Here is a 23,468-nt window from a genome sequence, read left to right as displayed (position 1 = left end):
ATCATCACAGCAATAAACTTCAAAAATACCCGTTGGCTGACTATGGTGAAGGCTGTCTTTGGATCTCCAACAAGAGAACAACAATGAGCCAGACATCCTTCGAAATTCGGCAGGCCGCCGTGATCGGCGCCGGCACCATGGGCCGTGGCATTGTCATGTGCCTGGCCAACGCCGGCGTGTCAGTGCAATGGGTCGATAACAATCCACAGATGCTTGAGCAGGCGCTGAAGACGGTGGCCGATACCTATGCGCACAACGTGCGTCAGGGTCGGATCGATCAGGCCGAGGCCGATGCGCGAATTGCCCGGATCAGTGCGGCGGCGGATTATGTGGCGATCCGCAATGTCGACCTGGTGATCGAAGCGGTGTACGAGAATCTCGAACTCAAGCAGAAGATCTTCCGTGAGCTCGATGGCTTGCTGAAACCCGAAGCCCTGCTGGCGAGCAACACCTCGGCACTGGACATCGATGCGATTGCCGCCGCGACACGACGACCGACGCAAGTGCTGGGTCTGCATTTCTTCAGCCCGGCGCACATCATGAAACTGCTGGAAATAGTCCGTGGTGCACAGACCTCGCCAGCCGTGCTTGAGGCTGCACTCGAGCTGGGCAAGCGTATGGGCAAGGTCAGTGTGGTGTCGGGCAACTGCCACGGATTCATCGGCAATCGCATGCTCCATCCTTACGTGCTCGAGGCGCGCAAGATGCTGCTTGAGGGGGCCTGGCCGCAGCAGATCGACGCAATATTGCAGGGCTTCGGTTTTGCCATGGGGCCGTTTCGCATGTACGACGTGGTCGGCATCGATCTTGAGTGGCGTGCTCGTGAGCTGGCCGGCAAGGGCCAGGATGCGCCAGAGGTTCAGGTGGATAACCGCTTGTGCGAGTTGGGTCGGTTCGGGCAGAAGTCTGGCAATGGTTACTACCACTACGAACCGGGCAGTCGTCAGGCCGAACATGATTCCGAGGTGGATGCACTGGTGTTGAGTGTCAGTGAAGGTCTGGGGTTTCATCGCCGTGAGATCGGATCTGAGGAGATCCTTGAGCGCTGTCTTCTGGCGTTGGTCAACGAGGGCGCGAAGATTCTGCAGGAAGGGATTGCCGAGTCGGCGCATGACATCGATCAGGTTTACCTGAACGGCTATGGCTTCCCGGCTGAGAGAGGCGGGCCGATGGCCTGGGCGGACGATCAGGGGCTGGCAGACATTCACAAGCGGCTGCTGGCGCTGGAAACGCGGCAGGGTGATCAATGGCGGCCGGCGCAACTGATTGGCGAGCTGGCGGCACGAGGCAAAGGTTTTTACCTTTAGACTGGGCCGATCACTCAAGGAATCGACACTGATGTCCAACCCGATGCCGCAACGCGCCGATTACCCACATTTCCAGCCGATCACCACGCGCTGGCATGACAACGATGCCTACGGCCACGTCAACAACGTCACCTACTACAGCTTTTTCGATACGGCGGTAAACACCTACCTGATTCAGGTGGGTGGCCTGGATATCCACGATGGGGAGGTGGTGGGGTTTGTGGTGAGTTCGTCTTGCGATTACTTCGCCTCGATTGCGTTCCCGGACTTGATCGAAGTTGGCTTGCGGGTCGGCAAACTGGGCAACAGTTCAGTGCAATACGAGCTGGCCGTGTTCAAGGCTGGCGAGCATGAAGCCTGTGCGGCGGGGCGTTTCGTGCATGTGTTCGTTGATCGTGCATCGAATCAGCCGGTGGCGATCCCTGCGGGGTTACGCGGAGCGCTGGAACGGCTGGCGGTTTGACAGGCAAAAAAAATCGCAGCTCGGGGGAGCTGCGATCTGGCTGTACCGGCAACGAGGTCAAGCCTCAGTCGCGGTAGTAGCGGTGATGCTTGCGATGGCCGTAGGCATGGCCACGACCACGGTGGTCGTCACGGTAGTAGCGACCACGGTCACGGCCGCGATCGTAACTGCGGTCTTCGCGATTACTCTCGTTGCCCATGTAGTTACCCAGCGCGCCACCGGCGCCGCCACCCGCTGCGGCGCCGATCAGGCTGCCGGTGGTGCCGCCCATGCTGCGGCCAACCACGTTACCGCCGGCTGCGCCCAACGCACCGCCAATGGCCGCTTCGCCACGGCTGTGTTTGTTGGCGCCCACCGCGCTACCACCCGCGCCGCCCAGGGCCGCGCCAATGGTTGAACCTGTGCTGCCGCCTAAAGACTGACCGACGACCGAGCCAAGAACCCCGCCCAATGCGCCGCCCACACCTGCTTCGGTGGTGCCTCCGGCAGAAGCGAAGCCACTGACCAGGCCAAGGGACAACAAGAGAATCTGGGAGAACTTCATAGAGGAGCCTCAAAGGGATGACGGCGCGATCCTGAGGCTGTGTAACAAGGCTGACAATCGAAATCCGACGAATAACACGACTTGTATACAATTATGCAAGTTACTGATTTTTGGGTGGAACTTAACCGATTTTCACCGGTCTTTAACTGCTTCGGACAGGCCGCTTTTATACAAAAGCGGCCTTTTTTGTGGGCGCTGAAAAGTTTGGTGTCAGGCCGACCTGGCCATGATCAGCCCTGTCTCGCTCGCCGCTTCCAACCGGATCGCGATGAACTTCGACGTCGGCGTATGGCTGCCGTCCCCGGTGCTTTCGAGCGGCACCAGCGGGTTCACCTCAGGGTAATAAGCCGCCGCTTGCCCCGCCGGAATATCGAACGCCAGCAGTGTGAAGCCTTTCACGCGACGCTCACGGCCATCGTCCCACAGCGACACGATGTCAGCCTTCTGCCCAGGCTTGAAGCCCAGACGGATGATGTCCGCCTCGTTGGCGAACAGCACGTCACGCTGTCCCTTCACCCCGCGATAACGATCGTCGAGACCATAAATCGTGGTGTTGTACTGATCGTGAGAGCGCATCGATTGCAAGATCAGATCCGGCAGTTGACCGGTGGCGCGAGTGCGCTCATGGATCAGATCCTTGGGCAGCATGTTCGGCTTGAAGTTGGCCCGGCCCGAAGTCGTGTTCCACTTGCGCGCGCCGGCACTGTTGCCGAGGTAGAAACCGCCCGGGTTCTTGACCTTCTCGTTGAAGTCCTTGAAGCCCGGGATGGTGTCGGCGATCAGTTCGCGGATGCGCCGGTAGTCGGCCACCAGCCAGTTCCAGTCCACCGGTTTGCTGCCCAGGGTCGCGGCGGCGATGCCGGCAATGATCGACGGCTCCGAGCGCATCTGGTTCGACAGCGGCTGCAACTGGCCGTTGGAGGCGTGCACCATGCTGAACGAGTCTTCCACGGTGACGGCCTGCGGGCCTTCGGTCTGGATGTCGATGTCGGTACGGCCCAGGCACGGCAGGATCAATGCGTCTTTGCCGTGGGCCAGGTGGCTGCGATTGAGCTTGGTGCTGATCTGCACGGTCAGGTCGCAGTTGCGCAGGGCCTGGAAGGTGCGCGGGCTGTCCGGCGTGGCCTGGGCGAAGTTGCCGCCGAGACCGATGAACACCTTGGCCCGACCTTCGGCCATCGCATGGATCGCTTCGACCACGTTGTGCCCGTTGTGGCGCGGCACCTTGAACTGGAAACGACGCTCCAGGGAATCGAGAAACGCCACCGGCGGACGCTCGTTGATGCCCATGGTGCGGTCGCCCTGCACGTTACTGTGACCGCGCACCGGGCACAGACCGGCGCCGGGCTTGCCGATGTTGCCGCGCAGCAGCATCAGGTTGGCGATTTCCTGGATGGTCGGCACCGAATGGCGGTGTTGGGTGATGCCCATCGCCCAGCACATGATCACGTTCTTGCCTTTGGCGTACATGCGCGCCGCTTGCTCGATTTCAACCAGCGTCAGGCCGGACTGCGCAACGATCTGCTCCCACGGCGTGTCATCGACGACGCCGAGGTATTCCAGCACGTTGACGCTGTGTTCATTGAGGAAGTCGTGATCGAACACCGCCGGCGCACCGGCCTTCTGCGCATCGCGTTCCCATTGCAGCAGGAACTTGGCCATGCCGCGCAGCACAGCCATGTCACCGCCCAGTGCCGGGCGGAAATACGCGGTGTTGGTCGGCTTGTCGCCGTTGGTGAGCATTTCGATCGGGTGCTGCGGATGCTGGAAGCGTTCCAGACCGCGTTCTTTCAGCGGGTTGATGCAGACCACCTGAGCGCCGCGTTTCACCGCTTCACGCAGCGGTTCGAGCATGCGTGGGTGGTTGGTGCCGGGGTTCTGGCCCCAGACAAAAATCGCATCGGCGTGTTCGAAATCGTCGAAGGTCACGGTGCCTTTGCCGACACCGACGCTTTGCGCGAGCGCCACGCCGCTGGCCTCGTGGCACATGTTCGAGCAGTCGGGGAAATTGTTGGTGCCGTAGGCGCGCACGAACAGTTGATACAAATAGGCGGCTTCGTTGCTGGCACGACCCGAGGTGTAGAACTCGGCCAGGTCCGGACTCGGCAGGGCTTGCAGGTGCTTGCCGATCAGCGCGTAGGCATCGTCCCAACTGATCGGCTTGTAGCGGTCGGTTTCGGCGTCATAGACCACCGGTTCGGTCAGACGGCCCTGATATTCGAGCCAGTAGTCGCTCTGCTCCAGCAACGAGGTGACGCTGTGTTTGGCGAAGAACTTGCCGTCCACCCGACGTTTGGTCGCTTCCCAGTTCACTGCTTTGGCGCCGTTCTCGCAGAACTTGACCATGCCGCTTTCCGGCGAGTCGCCCCAGGCGCAACCCGGGCAGTCGAAGCCGCCGTTCTGGTTGGTCTTGAGCATCATGCGCAGGTTCTTCAGCGCGTTGTCGCTGGTCAACCAGGCCTGGGCCACGCTGATCAGTGCGCCCCAGCCGCCGGCTGCGCCCTTGTAGGGCTTGTAGCGCGGGACGGGTTTCTGGTCGGCTTGATGGTGTTGGCTCACGAGTGTTTCTCCATTTCTGGGCTATACACCCGCGGCGCGTTTTTCTGCGGCAGGTGGATGAGATTGAGGTTGTGGCGGCGGGCCCATTGCACGGCGAGGCCGGTGGGCGCGGACAGACTGACGAGGGTCTGGATCCCGGCGCGCAGGACTTTCTGGATCAATTCGAGGCTGCAACGGCTGGTGACAATCGCCAGGCCGCCGGTTGTGGATATCTTTTGCCGGATCAGGCCACCGATCAGTTTGTCGAGGGCGTTGTGTCGGCCGATGTCTTCGCGGCCCAGCAGCAATTCACCGCTGGCGTTCATGAACACCGCCGCGTGTACCGCGCCGCAATGCTGGCCCAGCGGCTGGAACGCACCGATGCGCTGGCGCAGACCGTCGAGCCATTCAATCGGCGGCAAAGGGGCGCCGGGCAAGACCTTGAGATCGGGCAGCGCCTGTTCCACCGCTTCTACGCCGCACAGCCCGCAACCGCTGGTGCCGGCCAGTTGCCGACGCTGCTGCTTGAGATTCCAGAAGGCGCGGTTGGCGATGGTCACCTGGGCGTATTGCGCCGAGCCTGAACCGGTCAGTTGCAGGTCATAGATGTCCGAGGCGTCTTCGATGATGCCGCTGCCCAGGCTGAAGCCGACGATGAAGTCTTCGAGGTCGGTTGGCGTCACCAGCATCACGGCCTGGCTGATGCCGTTGTAGGCAATCGCCAGTGCGACTTCCTCGGCCAGCGCGGTGCTGGCCGACTCCGCCAGGGGCAGGTCGCTGTAGCTGTAGGTCTGACTGGCGGCGGGCGCGGGCGTTTCGAGTGCAGGCGCCGCGCAGGCCGGGCGCTTGGCGTTCATGGCATCACCGACGGATTGATCAACGTTAAGACTAGGCGCGGCAACTTGTCGCGTCTAATCGCTAGTGTCGATCTATCGATAGATGCCGTCGATCAAGCGGCCGCTGGCGATTTCTGGTACAGCGCGAAACAGGCCTCGGCCAGTGCCGAACGCGGGGCGCCGCGGCGCATGATCAGGCCCAGCCGGGCGAGGGTCTGGGCGTTTTCGATCGGTTGCAGGCGCAGGTGATCGGTGAGGCGTTCGAGGCCGCCGTCCAGCGGCATGATCGCGCAGCAGAATCCGCCGTGCACAGCTTGTAACAATTGATGCACGGCGTCGGTCTGCAACAGTGGTTGCGGTGTCAGGCCCCGGCTGTGGAAGTTGTGGTCGATGGACTGGCGAAAGTGCATGCCGCTGGTGAGCATGCCCAGCGGCAGTTCGATCAGCGCCTGCCAGCTCAGCGGTGCCTCGCCGAAGCTGAAGGAGCGCTGATCGTAAAGCAGGCCCATGCGGGTTTCGTCGAACGCCAGGGATTCGAAACGCTCGTTGTCGAGACGATCCAGGTAGGACACGCCGATGTCGATCCGGTTGTCCGCCAGTTGTTCGAGGATCTGCTCCGAACTCAGTGCCGACAATTCGAAGCGTAGCTCCGGGTGCGCAGCGTGCAGGCGTTGCATCAACGGCAGCGGATCAAAACTCGACAGCGGCACCACCCCCAGGCGCAAGGTACCGATCAGGTTGCCGCGACAGGCTGCCGCTTCCGCTTGCAAGCCGTCGTAAGCCGCCAGCACCGTACGCGCCCAGGCCAGCACTCGCTCGCCTGGCGCGGTGAAGCCTTCGAAGCGCTGGCCGCGATTGACCAGCGGCAGATCGAGTTCTTCTTCGAGGCTGCGCAGGCGCATTGATAGAGTCGGCTGGGTGATGTGGCACCGGGCGGCGGCCTGGCCGAAATGGCGGGTTTCGTCGAGGGCGATGAGGAATTTCAGCTGCTTGATGTCCATCTTCGCTCCGGGGCGCTGGCAAGGGTGGGCGATTCTACCGTTTGCGCGGTGACAGGGTCATTGGTCGGTCTGGAACCGGGTTGGTTTGTGGTGGTCTAGGCTTGGGCGTCTGGAACTTAAATCAAGGAGTGTGCGCTATGAGTCTTTTGAGCTTTGTAAAAGAGGCCGGTGAGAAGCTGATCGACCTGTTGACCCCTGGCAACGCCAATGCCAGCGAGCAATTGAAGGAACACATCAGCAAGGTCGGGTTGGGTAACCCGAATGTTCAGGCGACGGTGGATGGCGACAAGGTGACGGTCACCGGCGAGGTGGCGAGCCAGGAAGAGAAAGAAAAGATTCTGCTGGCGGTGGGCAATATCGAAGGCGTCGGCAGTGTCGATGACCAGATCACGGTCACTGGGCCGGTAGTGGCTGCCGCACGTTTCGTGGTGGTGAAAAAGGGCGACACTCTCAGCGCGATTTCCCTGGCGGTGTATGGCAATGCCAACCAGTACAACAAGATTTTCGAGGCCAACAAGCCGCTGCTCAAGGACGTGAACAAGATCTATCCGGGGCAGACGCTGCGTATTCCTGAGTAACAACAGACTTGCAGGAGCTGTCTCGGCAGCTCCTGCAATGTTCAGAGTCCTGCTATCAAGTCCCGATAATCTTCGACGGCCACAAACTCCGCTGTGTCCTTCGGCCCCTTGCGGCTGTCCGGCTCCTTTACGGCCAACAGATGCGCCACACCAAAGTCCCGTGCACTGCGCAGGATCGGCAGGGTGTCGTCGATGAACAGGCTGCGCGCCGGGTCGAAACCGATATCGGCCTGCAAGGCATCCCAGAACTGCGGGTTCTCCTTGGGAAAACCGTAATCGTGGGAGCTGATCAGCCGCTCGAAGTACGGCGCCAGTTCAACCCGTTCCAGTTTCAGCGACAGCGAATCGCGGTGCGCGTTGGTGATCATCACCACGCGTTTACCGGCCCGTTTGATCGCGGCCAGAAAAGTGTCGGCGTCCGGGCGCAGGGCAATCAGGTGGGCGGTTTCCAGCTTCAGCTCGCGCACCGACAGCTTCAATTCCGTGCTCCAGAAGTCCAGGCAATACCACTGCAATTGACCGGCATGACGTTCGAACAACGGCTGCAATTCCATTTCCGCCATGGCCCGGCTCACGCCATGCAGTTCGGCGTAGCGCTGCGGCAAGTGTTCCAGCCAGAAATGGTTGTCGAAGTGCAGATCCAGCAACGTGCCGTCCATGTCGAGCAGAACGGTATCGATGTCGGACCACGGTAATGAAGGCATGGCAACGTCTCGAACGGTAGAAAGATATCCGACGCAAACAATCGGAAAAGCCGCGTTATAGTAGCGCGTTCACGCCAAGGAGCTTTGCATGCGCCAGAAACCAACCGTACTTGCCCGCGAAATCGTCGCCACCAGTCGTCTGTTCTGCGTGGAAGAGCTGAAACTGCGCTTTTCCAACGGCGTGGAGCGCACCTACGAGCGGCTGGTGGGCAAGGGCGCCGGTTACGGCGCGGTGATGATTGTGGCCATGCTCGATGCCGAGCACGCAGTGTTGGTCGAGGAATACTGCGGCGGTACCGACGAGTACGAATTGTCCCTGCCCAAGGGCTTGATCGAACCGGGCGAGGATGTGCTGGCGGCGGCCGAGCGTGAGCTCAAGGAAGAGGCGGGCTTTGGTGCCCGGCAATTGGAACACCTGACCGAGTTGTCGTTGTCCCCCGGCTACATGAGCCAGAAAATCCAGGTGGTGCTTGCCAGCGATCTGTACGAGGAGCGACTGGAAGGCGACGAGCCGGAGCCGATGCGAGTGGACAAGATCAACCTGCGGGATCTCTCTTCATTGGCGCAAAATCCGCAGTTTTCCGAAGGTCGTGCCTTGGCGGCGTTGTACCTGGCCCGCGATCTGCTGACCCAGCGCGGTTTTTTCCAGTCATGAGTGAGATGTCTATGAGTTTTTCCCATCCGTTGATGGCGCCGGTGGTTGAACTGGCGCTGCGGGCCGGCGAGGCGATTCTGCCGTTCTGGCGCGCCGATGTGGCGGTGACCGCCAAGTCCGATGATTCGCCGGTGACCGCTGCGGATATCGCTGCGCACCATGTGATCGTCGCCGGCCTGACCGCCCTGGATCCGAGCATCCCGGTGTTGTCCGAAGAGGACGCCAACATCCCGCAAAGCGTGCGTGCCGGCTGGCAGCGCTGGTGGCTGGTGGATCCGCTGGATGGCACCAAGGAGTTCATCAGCGGCAGCGAAGAGTTCACCGTCAACATTGCCCTGATCGAAAATGGCCGGGTGGTCTTTGGCGTAGTATCGATGCCGACCAATGGGCGTTACTACGTTGGCGGTGCCGGGCTCGGTGCCTGGCGTGGCGACACGGGCGGCACGCCGGTGGCGATTCAGGTTCGTGACGTGCCGGGGCCTGGCGAAGCGTTCACTGTGGTTGCCAGCCGCCGTCATTCGAGCCCGGAACAGGAACGCTTGCTGGCCGGTTTGAGCGCAAGCCTTGGCGAGTTGCAATTGGCCAACATCGGCAGTTCGCTGAAGTTCTGTCTGGTGGCCGAAGGTGCGGCGGATTGTTATCCGCGACTGGCGCCGACGTCCCAGTGGGACACGGCGGCGGCGCAAGGCGTGCTGGAAGGTGCCGGCGGTGAGGTCCTGGATTTGAACGGTGATGCGTTCTGTTATCCACCACGGGAATCGTTGCGCAACGCATTCTTTCTGGCGCTGCCGGCGAAAGCGGCGTGGCGTTCGAAGTTGCTGGAACTGGCCCGTTCGTAAGTGCGTTCCCGGACTCGGGAACGCTCAGCCTTCAGCGGTGCAGAACGTACTGCCCGCTGAAGGTCACCGCATCCTCATCGCTCCCCGCATTGACGACTCGCGTATGCAGCGTCAATCGCGCCCGCCCGTAGCGCTGATACATCGTCAGAAATTTCTTCCATACGGCTGCGTTCGGCGCCGCGCAGATGGCGTTGGCATCGCCGGTTACCGGCAGCGGATAACTGATCTGTCCTTCCTGGATCACGATGTGTCCGTCGGTGATGCCTTCTTCTTTCAAACGCAAGTGCAGCCAGCCCCAGCCGGCCAGCACCGCGCCGCAATACAGACTGCCGCCGAACATGGTGCTCTTGTGATTGACGTTGGCTTCCAACGGCAGATGCAGGCGTAGTTGCTGTTCCTGCCAGTCGAGCACCTTAAGGCCCATGTCCCGGGTCAGCGGAATGTCGTGATGGAGGACGGATTCCAGATAGCGGCTGTCGCGATTCATTCGGATTCGTCTCCATGGCTGCTGCTGTCGGCGAAATTCAGACCGTGCTTGCGCAGTTTGTCGTGCAGGGTCTTGCGCGGAATGCCCAGGGCTTCGGCAAGGCTGCGTACCGAGCTGTGCGAACGGGCCAGTTCGGCGGCGATCAATGACTTCTCGAAATTCTCCACCTGTTCACTGAGGCCACCGCTGGTGACCTCGATGGCGGTGCTGCTGCCGTCAGGCTGAGTGTTGTCCAGCGCCAGCTCCAGGCCAAGGGCGAAACGCTCTGCCGCGTTCTGCAATTCCCGCACATTTCCCGGCCATGAGTGACGCAGCAGCAATGCCCGTTGCGCCGGTTGCAGTTCATGCGGTGGCAAACCGTGGCGGGCGCTGGCTTCGTCGGCATAGTGCTGGAACAGCACCAGCGCGTCTTCGCCCCGTTCGCGCAATGGCGGGATACGTAGTGGCGCTACATTGAGGCGGTAATACAAGTCGGCCCGGAACCGCCCTTGATCGGCGGCCTGGCGCAGGTCTTCCTTGGTGGCGGCGATGACGCGGATGTCCAGCGGGATCAACTGATTGCCGCCCAGCCGTTCGACGACTCGCTCCTGCAGCATGCGCAGCAGTTTGACCTGCACGTCCATGCTCATGCTCTCGATTTCATCGAGGAACAGCGTGCCGCCATTGGCGAATTCGAACTTGCCGATTCGGCGCTTTTGCGCACCGGTGAACGCGCCTGGCTCATGGCCGAACAGTTCGCTTTCCACTACTGACTCAGCCAGCGCCCCGGCGTTGATCGCCACGAACGGGCCGTTGCGCCGGCTCGACAGGTCGTGCAATGCGCGGGCGACAACTTCTTTGCCGGCACCGGTTTCGCCGAGGATCAAGACGTCGGCCTTGGTCGCGGCCAGTGCGCCGATCTGCTCGCGCAGGCGCGCCATCGGCGCCGACTGGCCGACCAGTCGCGCGCTCAGTTCGTTGCGGTCGCTCAGGGCCATGCGCAGGCTGCGGTTGTCCAGCACCAGACGCCGCAGGGCCAATGCGCGGCGCACACTGTCGAGCAGGGCGTCACTGGCGAACGGTTTTTCGAGGAAGTCGTAGGCGCCGGCGCGCATGGCCTGCACGGCCAGCGGTACGTCGCCGTGGCCGGTGATCAGCAGCACGGGCAGCTCAGGGTCCTGAGCGTGCAGTTCGCTCAATAACTCAAGACCGTCCATGCCGGGCATGCGGATGTCGCTGACCACCACGCCCGGCCAGTCACGCTCCAGTTGGGCGGCCAGCCCCTTGGCTTCGGACAGCGGAAGGATTTTCAGGCCGGCCAGATCCAGCGTCTGGCCCAGGGCCTGACGCAGGTGCGGATCGTCGTCGATCAGCACCACCTGAATGCGGTTGTCGATGGTCATGCACTTCGATCCTCGGACGGTTGCAGGCTGACCCCGGGCGCGCCGGCGCGCAGCCGCAGGGTGATCAAGGCGCCACCTTGCTTGTGGTTGGCGAACGACAGTTCACCGCCGAAGGCGCGCATCAGGGTTTCGCAGATGGCCAACCCCAAGCCAAGCCCCTGAGTGCGGGTCTTGGTGGTGTAAAACGGTTCGCTGGCGCGGCCCAGCGCTTCCATGCAAAAACCCGGGCCATTGTCGCGAATGTACAGATTGACGCCCTCGCCGGTGGATTCGGCACTCAGCCACAATTTGCGCGGCGGGCCTTTCTCGGTCAGGGCATCGAGGGCGTTGGCCAGCAGGTTGCCGAGGACCTGGCGCAGACGGGTTTCCCCGGCTTCAACCCACAAGGTTGCGGCGGGCAGGTCGCGGATCAGCTCGACGTCCATGCTCCGGCGACGTTTGGCCAGCAGCGCCAATGCATCGTCCAGTGCCGGTTGCAGGGCCACGCTTTCCGGGGCGTGGCGATCGCGGCGGGCGAAGGCGCGCAGGTGAGCGATGATCGACGCCATGCGCCCGGTCAGTTCGCTGATCAACTTGAGGTTGCCACGAGCGTCGTCGGTGCGCTGATGGTCAAGCAGCACCTCGGCGTTTTCCGCGTAACTGCGGATCGCCGCCAGCGGCTGGTTGAGTTCGTGGCTGATGCTCGCCGACATCGTCCCGAGCGCTGACAGTTTGCCGGCCTGCACCAGGTCGTCCTGGGCCCGCACCAGTTCCTGCTGGGCCTGTTCACGCTCCAGCACTTCCTGTTTCAGGCGCCGGTTGAGCCCCTCCAGATCGCTGGTGCGCTCGGCGACCCGGCCTTCTAGTTCCCGTCGCGCCTTGGCTTCGAAAGCGATCCGTTCCAGGTAATGGCGGCGGCGCTGCATCATCAGCCCGAGCAATAGCATGACCACCAGTAACGTGGCGCCGCCGACGGCCACCACGGTGCGCACCGGACGGTCGATCAGGGTGCGCGGCGCAAGAATGCTGACGCTCCAGCCGGTTTCTTCGATGTCCCGGGTCTGGGTCAGCCAGGCGGTCGGGCTGAGGTTCAATGGCCGCGGCTCGCGAGTCGGGTACGGCTGGATCGCGGTGATTGCTGAGCGTTCGTCGTTACTCAATGGACGGGTGGAGCGGAAGCGCCATTCCGGGCGCGAGGTGAGAATGACCACGCCGTTGTGATCGGTCACCAGCAGTTGTTCCGGGGTTTTGCCCCACAGGCTTTCGGTGTGGTCGAGGTCGACCTTGATCACCAGCACACCGATGATTTTCTCGCCATTGCGCACGGCCGCTGCGAAGAAATAGCCGCGTTTGGCGGAGGTGGTGCCAAGGCCGAAGAAGCGGCCCAGGCGTCCGGCCATGGCTTCGCTGAAGTAGGGCCGGAACGAGAAATTGCGCCCGACGAAACTGTCGTGCTTGTCCCAGTTCGACGCCGCCAGCGTTCGGCCAGTGGTGTCCATCAGGTACATGACTTCGGCGCCGGTCTGGGAAGCGATGTTCTTCAGCAGGCGGTTGGCATTGCCCTGGGTGACACCGTCGTCCGGCGCGCCGACGACCGCACGCAGGGCCGGCAGATCGCCGAGGATCTGTGGCAGCACTTCGTAACGATGCAGAGTGCCCAGCAGGTTGGCGACGTAGAGGTCGAGAGTCTGGCGGTTCTGGCCAGCCAGCTCACTGCGGTAGTAACGCTCGGCGAGATGCTCCAGCGGCCACAGCAGCGGGGCCAGGCACAGGGCCAGCAGGGCGAGGCTGCGCCAGCGGGGGCGGCGGGGAAGGGTCGGAGTCATGAGCATAATGCGCCTGTGGATACAGGCGCATTATGCCTAGGCTTGCAGTCGCAGTCTGCGCACCCGTTGTCGGGTGCACAGCAGCGCTGAAGTTTCACACAGGCATTCAGGAAAAGACGTCGGCGTCCTTGAGGAGTGCACCCGCCTGATCCTTGGCCGACAGTTTCGGTTCTTCGTCCAACTGCCAGTCGATGCCCAGATCCGGGTCGTTCCAGCGAATGCTGCGCTCCGCGGACGGGGTGTAGTAGTTGGTGGTCTTGTAGAGGAATTCGGCGAATTCGCTCAACACCACGAAGCCATGGGCGAAGCCTTCCGGTACCCAGAGTTGGCGGTGGTTTTCGGCCGACAGCCGTACAGCAACCCATTTGCCGAAGTTCGGCGAGCTGCGGCGGATGTCTACCGCCACGTCGAGCACTTCACCAACGGTGACACGGACCAGTTTGCCCTGAGTGTTTTCCAGTTGGTAATGCAGACCGCGCAGCACGCCTTTCTGCGAGCGCGAATGGTTGTCCTGGACGAATTGCGTATCCAGACCGGTCGCTTCCTGAAAAGCCTTGGCATTAAAGCTTTCGTAAAAGAAACCACGCTCGTCACCAAACACCTTGGGTTCGATGATCAGAACGCCGGGCAGATCGGTAGCGATTACATTCATGAGTTTTTTCCAGTGAGAGGTGTGAATGGTCGACATTCTTGCGCAAAGTGCCGGTGGGCGCGAGTGGTCTGAAACATTTCGCCCGAACTTGCGATCCCGTCCGAGGGAGCAGGGGTTGCGAATCGTCCAAAGCAATGGCGATATAGGCGCCTAATAAAATTTCAGGGGTCGTTCCATGTCGTTCGCCACGTTGATTCATCGTGCCAGTCTGCCAGGCCCACAGGTCACTGCGGAGCAGGCGTTGCAGGTTCTGGCGCAGCATTACGGGCTGAACGGCACGTTGCAGGCACTGGGTAGCCAGCAGGACCTCAACTATCGTGTGGACAGCGAGCGCGGGCGATTCGTGCTGAAAATCTGCCGGGGCGACTATTCGCTGGTGGAGTTGCAGGCCCAGCATGCTGGCCTGAAATATTTGGCCGAACACTGCGATGTCCATGTTCCCCGGGTCATCCCGGCCAATGACGGCCAGGACCTGTTGTCGCTGGAGATCGGCGGTGAAGCGGTGCATGTGCGGTTGCTCGATTACATCGAAGGTCAGCCGCTGACGGCGCTCGATCATCTTGGCCACGAAGTCGTCGCCGGATTCGGCCGGCTCTGCGGTGAAATGGACCTGGCCCTGGCCGGGTTCGACCATCCGGGGCTCGCGCGCACGTTGCAATGGGATGCGCGCCACGCCAGTGCCCTGATCGAGCACCTGCTGCCGGTGATCGAGGATCAGCGCCAGCGCGCACTGATCGCCGAGGCCGCCGAACAGGCTGGTCGCCGTCTGCAACCGTTGCTGGAAAAGCTGCCGGTGCAGGCGATCCACATGGACATCACCGACGACAACGTGGTCTGGCAGCGTGATGCCCGGCGACACTGGCAGTTGCAGGGCGTCATCGATTTCGGTGATCTGGTGCGCACCTGGCGTATCACCGATCTGTCGGTCACCTGTGCGGCGTTGCTGCATCACGCCGGGGGCGATCCGTTCGTGATCCTGCCGGCAGTGCAGGCCTACCACGCGGTCAATCCGTTGCAACACGAAGAATTGCAGGCGCTGTGGCCGCTGATCGTGGCGCGCGCGGCGGTGCTGGTGCTCAGTGGCGAGCAACAGGTCAGCATTGATCCGGGCAATACCTACAGCCGCGACAACCTTACTCATGAGTGGGAAATCTTCCGGGTCGCCACCTCGGTGCCTTTGGCGCTGATGGAGGCGGCGATCCTCTCGGCGGTCGGGCAGACGTTGCCGGCCATCGACAGTGAAGGCTTCGCGCCGTTGTTGCCCGGTCTGGTCGGGCGCGAGTTCGCGCTGATTGATCTGGGTGTGTTGAGTGCGCACTTCGAGGCGGGCAATTGGGAGCAATCGGGCATTGATCAACGTCTGTTGAACGAGGCCGCCGCCATCCACGGTCTGGCCGCCAGTCGATACGGGCAATACCGTCTGTCTCGTACCCGGCCTGACAGTGCCGAGGAGCCAGAAACATTCCCGCTGCACGTTGAATTGCGCGTACCTCAGGGTACGACGGTGGAAGCGCCGTTTGCGGGCGTTCTGCATCTGTCGGCTGACGGCGCGCTGCGACTCGATGGCCCGCAACTGAGCGTGCGCCTGTGGGGTGTGACGCCGTCGCTGCACAGCGGCGCGGCGCTGGTCAAAGGCCAGGTGTTGGGTTCGGTGGACGGTCCGTTGATCGTGCAACTGGTTCGCGATGCGCACCTTGAGGCACCGCTGTTCTGCACGCCGACCCGCGCGCCGGCGTGGCAGGCGCTGTCCCCATCGCCAGCGGCGCTGCTGGGCCTGGCCTGCGACGCTGAGCCGGAACTGGATGCGCAAACCCTGCTGGCACGCCGTGATGCCAGTTTCGCCCGCACCCAGAAACATTATTACGTCGACCCGCCGCGCATCGAGCGCGGCTGGCGCAATCACTTGATCGACATGCAGGGCCGTTCCTACCTCGACATGCTCAACAACGTCGCGGTGCTCGGGCACGGTCATCCGCGTATGGCCGCGGTTGCGAGCCGGCAGTGGTCGTTGCTCAACACGAACTCGCGGTTCAACTATGCGGCGGTCGCCGAGTTTTCCGAACGCTTGCTGAAACTGGCGCCGGAAGGCATGGACCGGGTGTTCCTGGTCAACAGCGGCAGCGAGGCCAATGATCTGGCGATCCGTCTGGCCTGGGCCTACAGCGGCGGGCGCGACATGCTCAGTGTGCTGGAGGCCTATCACGGCTGGACGGTCGGCGCGGATGCAGTGTCGACCTCGATTGCCGACAATCCGCAGGCCCTGAGCAGCCGTCCGGACTGGGTACACCCGGTGACTGCGCCGAATATCTATCGCGGCGAATTCCGAGGCCTCGATTCGACGCCGGACTACGTGCGCAGTGTCGAACACAACCTGGCCAAAATCGACGAGCAGAAACGGCAACTGGCCGGGTTCATCTGCGAGCCGGTCTACGGCAATGCGGGCGGGATCTCGCTGCCGCCGGGCTATCTGAAAAAAGTCTATGAATTGGTGCGCGCCCGGGGCGGCGTGTGCATCGCCGACGAGGTGCAGGTCGGTTACGGGCGCATGGGCCACTTCTTCTGGGGCTTCGAAGAGCAAGGCGTGGTGCCGGACATCATCACCATGGCCAAGGGCATGGGCAACGGCCAGCCATTGGGCGCCGTGATCACCCGCCGGGAAATCGCCGAAGCGCTGGAAGCCGAGGGTTACTTCTTCTCGTCCGCGGGCGGCAGTCCGGTGAGTTGCCAGATCGGCATGGCCGTGCTCGATGTGATGGAAGAAGAAAAACTCTGGGAAAACGCCCAGTTGGTCGGCGGGCACTTCAAGCAGCGGCTGGAGGCATTGATCGATAAACATCCGCTGGTCGGTGCGGTGCATGGCTCGGGGTTCTATCTGGGGGTCGAACTGATCCGCAATCGGCAGACCCTGGAGCCGGCAACCGAAGAAACCACGTTGCTGTGCGATCGCCTGCGAGAGCTGGGGATCTTCATGCAGCCGACCGGCGATGACCTGAATATCCTCAAGATCAAACCGCCGATGGTCACTTCGCGTCAGAGCGTGGATTTCTTTGTCGACATGCTGTCGAAGGTGCTGGAAGAAGGCCTCTGAGCCTGTGATAGGCCGATTAATGCCGATTTGTATCGGCATTAATCGGTAGATTCAAAAGCGATCATTTGTTTTTAGCTTTTAAAGTCGATATTTATCGTTTATAAAGTCGCCATAGTCCGTCGTCCAAACCTGTTCGGCGCGTTGAACACCCTCGACCGTTCCCTGGAGTCCTGATCGACATGACCACCTTGAAAAGTACCCCACGCGCCGATGGCTTCCACATGCCGGCCGAATGGGCGCCGCAAACCCAGACCTGGATGATCTGGCCCGAGCGTCCGGACAACTGGCGTCTGGGCGGCAAGCCCGCGCAGGCCGCTCACGCCGCCGTGGCCAAGGCCATCGCGCGTTTCGAACCGGTGACCGTGGCGGTGTCCGCCGGCCAGTACGAAAACGCTCGCGCTCGCCTCGACGTGCCGAATATCCGCGTGGTCGAGATGTCCAGCGATGACGCCTGGGTCCGCGACAGCGGTCCGACCTTCGTGATCAACAACAGCGGCGAAGTGCGCGGTGTGAACTGGGACTTCAACGCCTGGGGCGGCTTTGACGGCGGCCTGTATTCGCCGTGGAACCGTGATTCTCAGGTTGGCGGCAAGATCCTCGAGATCGAACGCAGCCCACGCTACCGCACTGAAGGTTTCGTGCTTGAAGGCGGCTCGATTCACGTCGACGGCGAAGGCACCCTGATCACCACCGAAGAGTGCCTGCTCAACCGCAATCGCAACCCGCACCTGGGCCGCGAGGAAATCGAAGCGGTGCTCAGCGAAAACCTGTCGGTGGACAAGATCATCTGGCTGCCGGATGGCCTGTTCAACGACGAAACCGACGGCCATGTGGATAACTTCTGCTGCTACGTGCGTCCGGGCGAAGTGCTGCTGGCGTGGACCGACGATCCGCAGGATCCGAACTACCCGCGCTGCCAGGCTGCGATGAAAGTGCTGGAAAGCAGCACCGACGCCAAGGGCCGCCCGTTCACGGTGCACAAGATGCCGATTCCGGGGCCGCTGTTTGCCACCGAAGAAGAGTGCGCGGGCGTGGACCCGGTGGACGGCACTCAGGAGCGCAACCCGAGCGTGCGTCTGGCCGGTTCCTACGTGAACTTCCTGATCGTCAACGGCGGCATCATCGCACCGAGTTTCGACGATCCAATGGACGCCCCGGCCCGCGAAATCCTGCAGAACCTGTTCCCGCAACACGAAGTGGTGATGGTGCCGGGTCGTGAACTGTTACTGGGTGGCGGCAACATTCACTGCCTTACCCAACAGCAACCCGCGCCGCACAAAGAGTGAGTGCGGATGTAACAGCTTGAGTTGATTGAAAAATCGACCGGGCAGTCATTTGTTGCCCACGCTTGAAGAGAAACCCGCAGCCCGTCAGGACTGCGGGTTTCTTTATATCCGCCTGTCGGCATTTTCAACACATTGGCATAGCTCTTGTATCGCTCATGACGCACTAGGGAGGGGGGAGAACTTCAACAGTTCTGTCATAAACCTTGGATAACGTAGCCGCTCACGAACGGGGAGAGAGCGCTGAAATGAACGCCGAAGTGAACGTAATCAGCGAGCGGACGTTGCATCCCATGGCTGTAAATAGTGAGTCGCTCCAGATTGTCGCGCACTGGTTGAAATCCAATGGAACGCGTCAGATCAGGGAACCTGATCCGCGCCGGATGATGATCGAGCGTTACCCCGCTGGCCTGTTCAGCGAGGCCGAACTGGACGCATTGTGGGATGTGATGGAAGGATAAGAAGAACAAACAAGGATTGTAAAAAGCGCTGCCGGGATGGCAGCGCTTTTTTATGGGCGTGAATCAGAAGCTGTAGGTGCCGGTCATGACCAGGCTGCGTGGTGCGCCTGGCTGGATCTGGAAGGCGCTGGTGGCCGACGAGTAATACTCGCGGTCGGTGATGTTGTTCAGCGCTGCGCGCAAGTCCCAGTCCTTGTGGCGGTAGCCGACCAGGGCGTCCCAGCGACCGTAGCCCGGCAGCACGGTGGTGTTGGCGTTGTCGGCGTAACGCTGACCGACCAGGGTCAGACCGGTTTCGCCGTACCAGCCCATCTCCGGTTTCCAGGTCAGGAACAGGCTGCCGTTGTGCTTGGCGACGTTGTTGACGCGTTTGCCTTCCAGGCCGTTGTTGTCCTTCTCGATGGTCGCTTCCTGCACACCAACGCCACCGCGCACATACCAGTTGCCGACGATCTTGCCGGTACCGGTCAGTTCGATCCCGCGCGAGCGCTGCAAACCGCTCATCACGGTCAGCGTCGGATCGACCGGGTCGGTGGTGCGGCGGTTGTAGAGTTCCAGCTCGTAGACGGCGAGGGTGGTGCTCAGGCGATCGTCGAGCCAGTCGCTCTTGACGCCGATTTCCTTTTGCTTGGTCAGCTCCGGACTCAAGTCGTTGGTGTTGCCGGCTGCACCGGGGGTGATACCGATCAGACCGCCGCCAACCGGCGAAAACGTCTTGGTCCATGAAGCGTAGAACGAGTGATTCTGCAGCGGCGTCCAGACCACGCCGAAACGCGGGCTGGTGCTGTGGCTGTCGCGGTCCTCGGAGATGTTGCGCAGTTTGTTGGTCGACTCGATATCGAAAGTGTCGTAGCGCAGACCGGCCAGCAGTTGCCATTCATCGTTCAGGCGCAGTTGATCCTGAACATAGATCGCGCGGCTTTCGACTTCGGTGTGGCTGCTGCTCGACACCTGCATGCGCCCGGTGTGGCGCTGGCTGCGATCCGGGTTGTACAGATCCAGCGACGGCACCGGTTGGGTGCCACGGCCGGTGGCCGCGTTGTACAGCGTCGGGTCGCGGCGCTGGCTGCCGGTTTCGATTCCGGTCAGCAGTCGATGTTCGAGGCCGAAGGTATCGAAGCCGCCTTCCAGTTCGACGTTGTTGAACACGTTGCGGGTGGTCAGGTCCTGTTGCCAGTGCTGGCGGGTGACCTTGTTGGTCTTCGCGTCGAAACCGGTGAGGTAGGTGTTGTCGAAATCGCTGTCGAGTTTGAACACACCGAGGGTGTGGCGCAGTTGCCAGTTGTCATTGATTTCGTAGCTCAGTTTCGAGCGCAGGGACTGCGTCTTGTCGTCGATGAAGTCGTGATCGTTGCCGTAGGTCGTGTCCCGGCCAACATCCGCCGGACGTCCACCGACCCCGGGAATGCCGCGATCCGGCGTGCGGTTGTAGCGGCTGTATTCGTATTGCACCAGCCAGTTCAGGTCAGGCGTGAGCTGCCAGCTCATCGACGGCGCAAACAGTTTGCGGTTGCCGCTGACACCGTCGCGGAAGCTGTTCTCGTCCATGTTGCCCATGTTCAGACGCAGGCTGATGTTCTCGCTCGGGTCGGCGCTGAGGTCGGCGTACAGACTGCGCAGATCCTCGCTGCCGCCCTGGGCCTCAATGGTCGAGCGGCGGCCGAACTCGGGCGCCTTGCTCACACGGTTGACGATCCCGCCCTGGCTGCCACGGCCGTACAGCACGGCGGCGGGGCCCTTGAGCACTTCGACGCGTTCGATGTTGTGCAGATCGCGCTTGTACTGGCTGTCGTCGCGGATGCCGTCCAGGTAGAAGTCGTTGCTGGCGTCGAAACCACGGATGCGCAGGCTGTCGAAGCGCGTGTCGCCTCCGCCGCTGACGTTGGGAATCCCGCTCAGGGCATCTTCGATGTCATTGACGCCGTAATCCGCGACGTTGGCGGTCTTGATCGAATCGATCGCCTGCGGCACGTAGCGCACGGGGGTGGACGTGCGGGTTGCGGTGTTGCTGACCTTTACGCGCGGGTCGTCGGCCTGCGCTTCAGCACTGATCGAAGTGGCGGGAAGTTCGGTCGCGGAGTAAGCAAAACCGGAGGACAAAAAGGCAGAAAGCCCAAGCGTGACGGGCGTGAGACGGAACGGGGCAGGCATTGAAAAGCGCATCCGGAAGGGTGGAAGAATTCGAGTGCGCGAATGGTAATGCTTTGCATTTACTTCCGTTAATTATTCCTGAAAGGTTCCGTTGTTTGATTGTTTCATTTTGTTTCAGGTCTTTTTCAAGACTGTTACAAGACTGACAACGACCCCATTCGACCGATTGCCGAAACAGACTGAAAGCCATTCCGGCGTTTTTCCGCAACGACCAGAGGATTAAGGTGGCGACATCGTTTTTCCCACCTTCTTGCCGGAGCTTTCCGATGACGCTTCATTACATCTACGACCCTCTGTGCGGCTGGTGCTATGGCGCCAAACCGCTGGTAAAAGCCGCACAACAAGTGCTGCCGGTGATCGCCCACGCGGGCGGCATGATGACCGGTGCCAACCGCCAGAGTGTTTCACCGCAACTGCGCAATTACGTGATGCCTCACGACCGACGCATCGCCGAATACACCGGACAGCCGTTCGGCGAAGCCTATTTCGAAGGTCTGTTGCGCGATCACACGGCAGTTTTTGATTCCGCGCCACCGATTGCTGCTGTCATGGCAGCAGAAAGCATCGATGAGCGTGGCCTGGAACTGCTTGGCCGTTTGCAAACCGCACACTATGTAGAAGGCCGGCGAATTGCCGATGAAGCCGTGCTCGTGGAGTGCGCGGCAGAGATGGGCTACGAGGCGGATACGTTCCTCAAAACCCTCAAAGCGACTGACATTGATCAGCACATAAAGAACAGCCGCGCACTGCTGGCGAAACTCGGCGGCCAAGGCTTTCCCACCTTCGCGCTGGAGCAGGACGGCAAGTTCACCCTGATCGATATCGGCCCGTGGCTCGGCAAACCGCAGGCCTTTGCACAGTGGTTGAGCGAGTCGATTCCGTCGGTACCATCGGCGCAAACCTTGCCGGTTTGCGGCCTCGACGGTTGCGCGTGAGACGGCATCAAAATCCCTGATTACAGGCGTTTCCCTGCACGCAGCCATCGAAAAATTTACTTTTTTTAGACGATTTTTGCCTATTTAAAGACGATTCTTGAAATTGACACATTGTTCAGGGCGCGGCTACGATTCGGCCCAACGCCTGTGGCCAACCGCCATGACTCAAAAATAATAAGAAGGCCCGCCACGACTTTGTCGTGGGCGGGCCTTTTTGTTTCGGGGTGAAAAAAGAGTGCATTAGCGCCGTTTCAGCCGTTCGACACAGCGCGTTTCAACCCGTAATAAGGAAAACAAAATGTTGAACAAGCGGATCAGTCTGATCGCATTGGGGATGTTGAGCGCCACTCAGGCCATGGCTAACGACCAGGCAGAGTCCAAGGGTTTTGTTGAAGACAGCAGCCTCAAAGTGCTGCTGCGCAATGCCTATATCAATCGTGACTATAAAGACGGCAACAAGGACAAATCCGAGTGGGGCCAGGCGGCCATCGGTACGTTCTCATCCGGTTTCACCCAGGGCACCGTCGGTGTCGGTGTGGACGCATTCGGTCTGTACGCCCTGAACCTGGAGCGCAGCGAAGATCGCAGCGGCGCCCAGGGTATCGACTTCTTCAAGAAGGGCGACAGCGGCCACCCGGCCAATGACCTGTCCAAGGGCGGCGCAGCGGTGAAATTCCGCCTGTCCAACACCACCCTGACTTACGGTGACCAGATGCCGGCCCTGCCGGTGCTGAACTACGACAACTCGCGCCTGCTGCCGGAAAGCTACACCGGTACCTTGATCACTTCCAAAGAGATCAAAGGTCTGCAACTGGATGCCGGTCGTTTCACTGCCGAATCGCGCAAAAGCGCTGAAGGCCGTGACAGCGGTGGTCTGAAGTCGATCAACGTGTTGGGCGGTAGCTACCAGTTCACCGAACAGTTCAAGGCAGCGCTGTACGCTTCCGACGTCGAAGACGTGCTGAAGAAGCAATACGTGAACGCCAACTACGTGTTCCCGATCGACAAGGATCAGTCCCTGACCCTGGACTTCAACGGTTACCGCACCAAGCTGGACAACTCCTATGTCCGCGAAAACGGTGTGACCGGCGACGACAACAAGATCTGGAGCCTGGCAGCGACCTTCGCTACCGGTCCGCACTCGTTCACCGTGGCGCACCAGCGTTCCACCGGCGACAGCAACCTGGGTTACGCCTATGGCGGCTACCAGAAAGGTCAGGGTCGCGTGGGTGACGGTGGCAACACCATCTACCTGGCCAACTCCTACTGGTCGGACTTCAACGCTGAAGACGAGCGCAGCTGGCAGTTGGGCTACGGCCTGGACTTCGGCGCATTCGGCGTACCGGGTCTGAGCTACAACTTCGCGTACGTGCGTGGCGATAACATCACCACGTCCACTAGCGAAGGCGGCACCGAGCGCGAAATCTTCAACCAGTTCAAGTACGTCGTGCAAAGTGGCCCGGCCAAAGACCTGAGCGTGAAACTGCGCAGCTCGATCCTGCGTGTTTCGCAGAAATCCAGCGAATACAACGTCAGCGGCAACGAGCTGCGTGTGTTCGTGGATTATCCGATCAACATCTTCTGATGATCGGTTAAGGCTGCGAAACGCCATAAAAAACCCCGACTGGTTCGGGGTTTTTTTTTGACGTTTTTTGAAAAAAAAGCATAAAAACCCGTGTTTTTGTCATTTGAAACGCACTTTGAAGGCGTTTCAAATCGCGTTTCAAACAGGGCTTTAAATGCCTGAAATTCTTTCTCA

General features: G+C 61.1%; 20 protein-coding genes. 10 read left to right on the top strand and 10 right to left on the bottom strand.

Features of this window, described 5'->3' with window-relative positions:
- The first annotated feature begins 83 nt into the window (after positions 1 to 83).
- Together AC1RR7_RS13445 and AC1RR7_RS13440 are read left to right on the top strand one after the other, a co-directional pair.
- Positions 84 to 1,307 (top strand): 3-hydroxyacyl-CoA dehydrogenase, encoded by a 1,224-nt coding sequence (locus AC1RR7_RS13445; RefSeq protein WP_493157662.1) that lies wholly within the window; start codon positions 84 to 86, stop codon positions 1,305 to 1,307.
- A 31-nt stretch (positions 1,308 to 1,338) separates the two neighbouring features.
- On the top strand, positions 1,339 to 1,770 hold the full coding sequence (locus AC1RR7_RS13440) for an acyl-CoA thioesterase (RefSeq protein WP_096821918.1): 432 nt from the start codon (positions 1,339 to 1,341) through the stop codon (positions 1,768 to 1,770).
- A 64-nt stretch (positions 1,771 to 1,834) separates the two neighbouring features.
- Here AC1RR7_RS13440 and AC1RR7_RS13435 read toward each other — a convergent pair whose 3' ends face one another.
- The 4 genes from AC1RR7_RS13435 to AC1RR7_RS13420 form a co-directional block, all read right to left on the bottom strand.
- Positions 1,835 to 2,314: a glycine zipper domain-containing protein gene (locus AC1RR7_RS13435; protein ID WP_096821919.1), complete on the bottom strand. Its 480-nt coding sequence runs from the start codon at positions 2,312 to 2,314 to the stop codon at positions 1,835 to 1,837.
- 210 nt (positions 2,315 to 2,524) lie between these two features.
- A complete protein-coding gene (locus AC1RR7_RS13430; RefSeq protein ID WP_096821920.1) occupies positions 2,525 to 4,873 on the bottom strand; it encodes an FdhF/YdeP family oxidoreductase in 2,349 nt (782 codons plus the stop codon).
- Positions 4,870 to 5,709: a formate dehydrogenase accessory sulfurtransferase FdhD gene (gene fdhD, locus AC1RR7_RS13425; RefSeq protein WP_096821921.1), complete on the bottom strand. Its 840-nt coding sequence runs from the start codon at positions 5,707 to 5,709 to the stop codon at positions 4,870 to 4,872. The genes AC1RR7_RS13430 and fdhD overlap by 4 nt, the downstream gene beginning before the upstream one ends.
- A gap of 92 nt (positions 5,710 to 5,801) precedes the next feature.
- Positions 5,802 to 6,689 carry a LysR family transcriptional regulator gene (locus AC1RR7_RS13420; protein WP_102620609.1) on the bottom strand — a complete coding sequence of 296 codons (888 nt, stop codon included), beginning with the start codon at positions 6,687 to 6,689 and terminating at the stop codon, positions 5,802 to 5,804.
- A 137-nt stretch (positions 6,690 to 6,826) separates the two neighbouring features.
- Here AC1RR7_RS13420 and lysM point away from each other — a divergent pair, with 137 nt between their 5' ends.
- Positions 6,827 to 7,267, top strand: a complete 441-nt coding sequence (gene lysM, locus AC1RR7_RS13415) for a peptidoglycan-binding protein LysM (RefSeq protein ID WP_008080501.1) — start codon at positions 6,827 to 6,829, stop codon at positions 7,265 to 7,267.
- 41 nt (positions 7,268 to 7,308) lie between these two features.
- On the opposite strand, the gene yrfG is transcribed toward lysM, so the two are convergent.
- Positions 7,309 to 7,971 (bottom strand): GMP/IMP nucleotidase, encoded by a 663-nt coding sequence (gene yrfG / locus AC1RR7_RS13410; protein ID WP_102620610.1) that lies wholly within the window; start codon positions 7,969 to 7,971, stop codon positions 7,309 to 7,311.
- A gap of 88 nt (positions 7,972 to 8,059) precedes the next feature.
- Here yrfG and nudE point away from each other — a divergent pair, with 88 nt between their 5' ends.
- Positions 8,060 to 8,626 (top strand): ADP compounds hydrolase NudE, encoded by a 567-nt coding sequence (gene nudE / locus AC1RR7_RS13405; protein ID WP_102620611.1) that lies wholly within the window; start codon positions 8,060 to 8,062, stop codon positions 8,624 to 8,626.
- 5 nt (positions 8,627 to 8,631) lie between these two features.
- Positions 8,632 to 9,465, top strand: coding sequence for a 3'(2'),5'-bisphosphate nucleotidase CysQ (gene cysQ / locus AC1RR7_RS13400; protein ID WP_096821923.1), 834 nt, complete (start codon positions 8,632 to 8,634; stop codon positions 9,463 to 9,465).
- A 31-nt stretch (positions 9,466 to 9,496) separates the two neighbouring features.
- Here the strand turns inward: cysQ and AC1RR7_RS13395 are convergent, their stop codons facing one another.
- The 4 genes from AC1RR7_RS13395 to rfbC all read right to left on the bottom strand — a co-directional run bounded on the left by AC1RR7_RS13395 (position 9,497) and on the right by rfbC (position 13,791).
- Positions 9,497 to 9,952 (bottom strand): YiiD C-terminal domain-containing protein, encoded by a 456-nt coding sequence (locus AC1RR7_RS13395; protein ID WP_102620612.1) that lies wholly within the window; start codon positions 9,950 to 9,952, stop codon positions 9,497 to 9,499.
- Positions 9,949 to 11,334, bottom strand: a complete 1,386-nt coding sequence (locus AC1RR7_RS13390; RefSeq protein WP_102620613.1) for a sigma-54-dependent transcriptional regulator — start codon at positions 11,332 to 11,334, stop codon at positions 9,949 to 9,951. Before AC1RR7_RS13390 ends, AC1RR7_RS13395 begins: the two co-directional genes overlap by 4 nt.
- Entirely contained in the window at positions 11,331 to 13,139 is a 1,809-nt protein-coding gene (locus tag AC1RR7_RS13385) for a sensor histidine kinase (protein ID WP_096821985.1), read from the bottom strand. Before AC1RR7_RS13385 ends, AC1RR7_RS13390 begins: the two co-directional genes overlap by 4 nt.
- 106 nt (positions 13,140 to 13,245) lie before the next feature.
- On the bottom strand, positions 13,246 to 13,791 hold the full coding sequence (gene rfbC / locus AC1RR7_RS13380; RefSeq protein ID WP_096821926.1) for a dTDP-4-dehydrorhamnose 3,5-epimerase: 546 nt from the start codon (positions 13,789 to 13,791) through the stop codon (positions 13,246 to 13,248).
- A 175-nt stretch (positions 13,792 to 13,966) separates the two neighbouring features.
- Between rfbC and AC1RR7_RS13375 the strand changes: the two genes are divergently transcribed.
- The 3 genes from AC1RR7_RS13375 (at position 13,967) to AC1RR7_RS13365 (ending at position 18,623) form a co-directional block, all read left to right on the top strand.
- Positions 13,967 to 16,879, top strand: coding sequence for an aminotransferase (locus tag AC1RR7_RS13375; RefSeq protein WP_493157659.1), 2,913 nt, complete (start codon positions 13,967 to 13,969; stop codon positions 16,877 to 16,879).
- Between the two features lie 179 nt (positions 16,880 to 17,058).
- Positions 17,059 to 18,165, top strand: a complete 1,107-nt coding sequence (aguA, locus tag AC1RR7_RS13370) for an agmatine deiminase (RefSeq protein WP_096821928.1) — start codon at positions 17,059 to 17,061, stop codon at positions 18,163 to 18,165.
- A gap of 245 nt (positions 18,166 to 18,410) precedes the next feature.
- The gene (locus AC1RR7_RS13365) at positions 18,411 to 18,623 is read left to right on the top strand and encodes a hypothetical protein (protein ID WP_065257771.1); all 213 of its coding nucleotides are present in this window, start codon (positions 18,411 to 18,413) and stop codon (positions 18,621 to 18,623) included.
- Positions 18,624 to 18,686: 63 nt separating this feature from the next.
- Here AC1RR7_RS13365 and AC1RR7_RS13360 read toward each other — a convergent pair whose 3' ends face one another.
- A complete protein-coding gene (locus AC1RR7_RS13360) occupies positions 18,687 to 20,774 on the bottom strand; it encodes a TonB-dependent receptor (RefSeq protein WP_493157657.1) in 2,088 nt (695 codons plus the stop codon).
- A 266-nt stretch (positions 20,775 to 21,040) separates the two neighbouring features.
- Between AC1RR7_RS13360 and AC1RR7_RS13355 the strand changes: the two genes are divergently transcribed.
- Both AC1RR7_RS13355 and AC1RR7_RS13350 read left to right on the top strand, forming a co-directional pair.
- Entirely contained in the window at positions 21,041 to 21,709 is a 669-nt protein-coding gene (locus AC1RR7_RS13355; protein ID WP_493157655.1) for a DsbA family protein, read from the top strand.
- 298 nt (positions 21,710 to 22,007) lie between these two features.
- Positions 22,008 to 23,294 carry an OprD family porin gene (locus AC1RR7_RS13350; protein ID WP_096821931.1) on the top strand — a complete coding sequence of 429 codons (1,287 nt, stop codon included), beginning with the start codon at positions 22,008 to 22,010 and terminating at the stop codon, positions 23,292 to 23,294.
- Positions 23,295 to 23,468: the final 174 nt, after the last annotated feature.

The sequence above is a fragment of the Pseudomonas sp. GW821-FHT11G12 genome (genome assembly GCF_058808055.1).
The sequence above is the reverse complement of the archived record's forward strand: the minus strand, read 5'-3'. Positions and strand labels throughout refer to the sequence as shown.

What these genes read in the sequence shown, in the direction of transcription:
- cysQ (WP_096821923.1), top strand. Translation starts at nt 8,632, where the DNA reads ATGTCTATGAGTTTTTCCCATCCGTTGATGGCGCCGGTGGTTGAACTG.
- rfbC (WP_096821926.1), bottom strand. Translation starts at nt 13,791, where the DNA reads ATGAATGTAATCGCTACCGATCTGCCCGGCGTTCTGATCATCGAACCC.
- AC1RR7_RS13365 (WP_065257771.1), top strand. Translation starts at nt 18,411, where the DNA reads ATGAACGCCGAAGTGAACGTAATCAGCGAGCGGACGTTGCATCCCATG.
- AC1RR7_RS13395 (WP_102620612.1), bottom strand. Translation starts at nt 9,952, where the DNA reads ATGAATCGCGACAGCCGCTATCTGGAATCCGTCCTCCATCACGACATT.
- AC1RR7_RS13360 (WP_493157657.1), bottom strand. Translation starts at nt 20,774, where the DNA reads ATGCCTGCCCCGTTCCGTCTCACGCCCGTCACGCTTGGGCTTTCTGCC.
- AC1RR7_RS13385 (WP_096821985.1), bottom strand. Translation starts at nt 13,139, where the DNA reads ATGACTCCGACCCTTCCCCGCCGCCCCCGCTGGCGCAGCCTCGCCCTG.
- AC1RR7_RS13390 (WP_102620613.1), bottom strand. Translation starts at nt 11,334, where the DNA reads ATGACCATCGACAACCGCATTCAGGTGGTGCTGATCGACGACGATCCG.
- aguA (WP_096821928.1), top strand. Translation starts at nt 17,059, where the DNA reads ATGACCACCTTGAAAAGTACCCCACGCGCCGATGGCTTCCACATGCCG.
- AC1RR7_RS13440 (WP_096821918.1), top strand. Translation starts at nt 1,339, where the DNA reads ATGTCCAACCCGATGCCGCAACGCGCCGATTACCCACATTTCCAGCCG.
- AC1RR7_RS13355 (WP_493157655.1), top strand. Translation starts at nt 21,041, where the DNA reads ATGACGCTTCATTACATCTACGACCCTCTGTGCGGCTGGTGCTATGGC.
- lysM (WP_008080501.1), top strand. Translation starts at nt 6,827, where the DNA reads ATGAGTCTTTTGAGCTTTGTAAAAGAGGCCGGTGAGAAGCTGATCGAC.
- yrfG (WP_102620610.1), bottom strand. Translation starts at nt 7,971, where the DNA reads ATGCCTTCATTACCGTGGTCCGACATCGATACCGTTCTGCTCGACATG.
- AC1RR7_RS13445 (WP_493157662.1), top strand. Translation starts at nt 84, where the DNA reads ATGAGCCAGACATCCTTCGAAATTCGGCAGGCCGCCGTGATCGGCGCC.
- fdhD (WP_096821921.1), bottom strand. Translation starts at nt 5,709, where the DNA reads ATGAACGCCAAGCGCCCGGCCTGCGCGGCGCCTGCACTCGAAACGCCC.
- AC1RR7_RS13350 (WP_096821931.1), top strand. Translation starts at nt 22,008, where the DNA reads ATGTTGAACAAGCGGATCAGTCTGATCGCATTGGGGATGTTGAGCGCC.
- AC1RR7_RS13375 (WP_493157659.1), top strand. Translation starts at nt 13,967, where the DNA reads ATGTCGTTCGCCACGTTGATTCATCGTGCCAGTCTGCCAGGCCCACAG.
- AC1RR7_RS13420 (WP_102620609.1), bottom strand. Translation starts at nt 6,689, where the DNA reads ATGGACATCAAGCAGCTGAAATTCCTCATCGCCCTCGACGAAACCCGC.
- nudE (WP_102620611.1), top strand. Translation starts at nt 8,060, where the DNA reads ATGCGCCAGAAACCAACCGTACTTGCCCGCGAAATCGTCGCCACCAGT.
- AC1RR7_RS13435 (WP_096821919.1), bottom strand. Translation starts at nt 2,314, where the DNA reads ATGAAGTTCTCCCAGATTCTCTTGTTGTCCCTTGGCCTGGTCAGTGGC.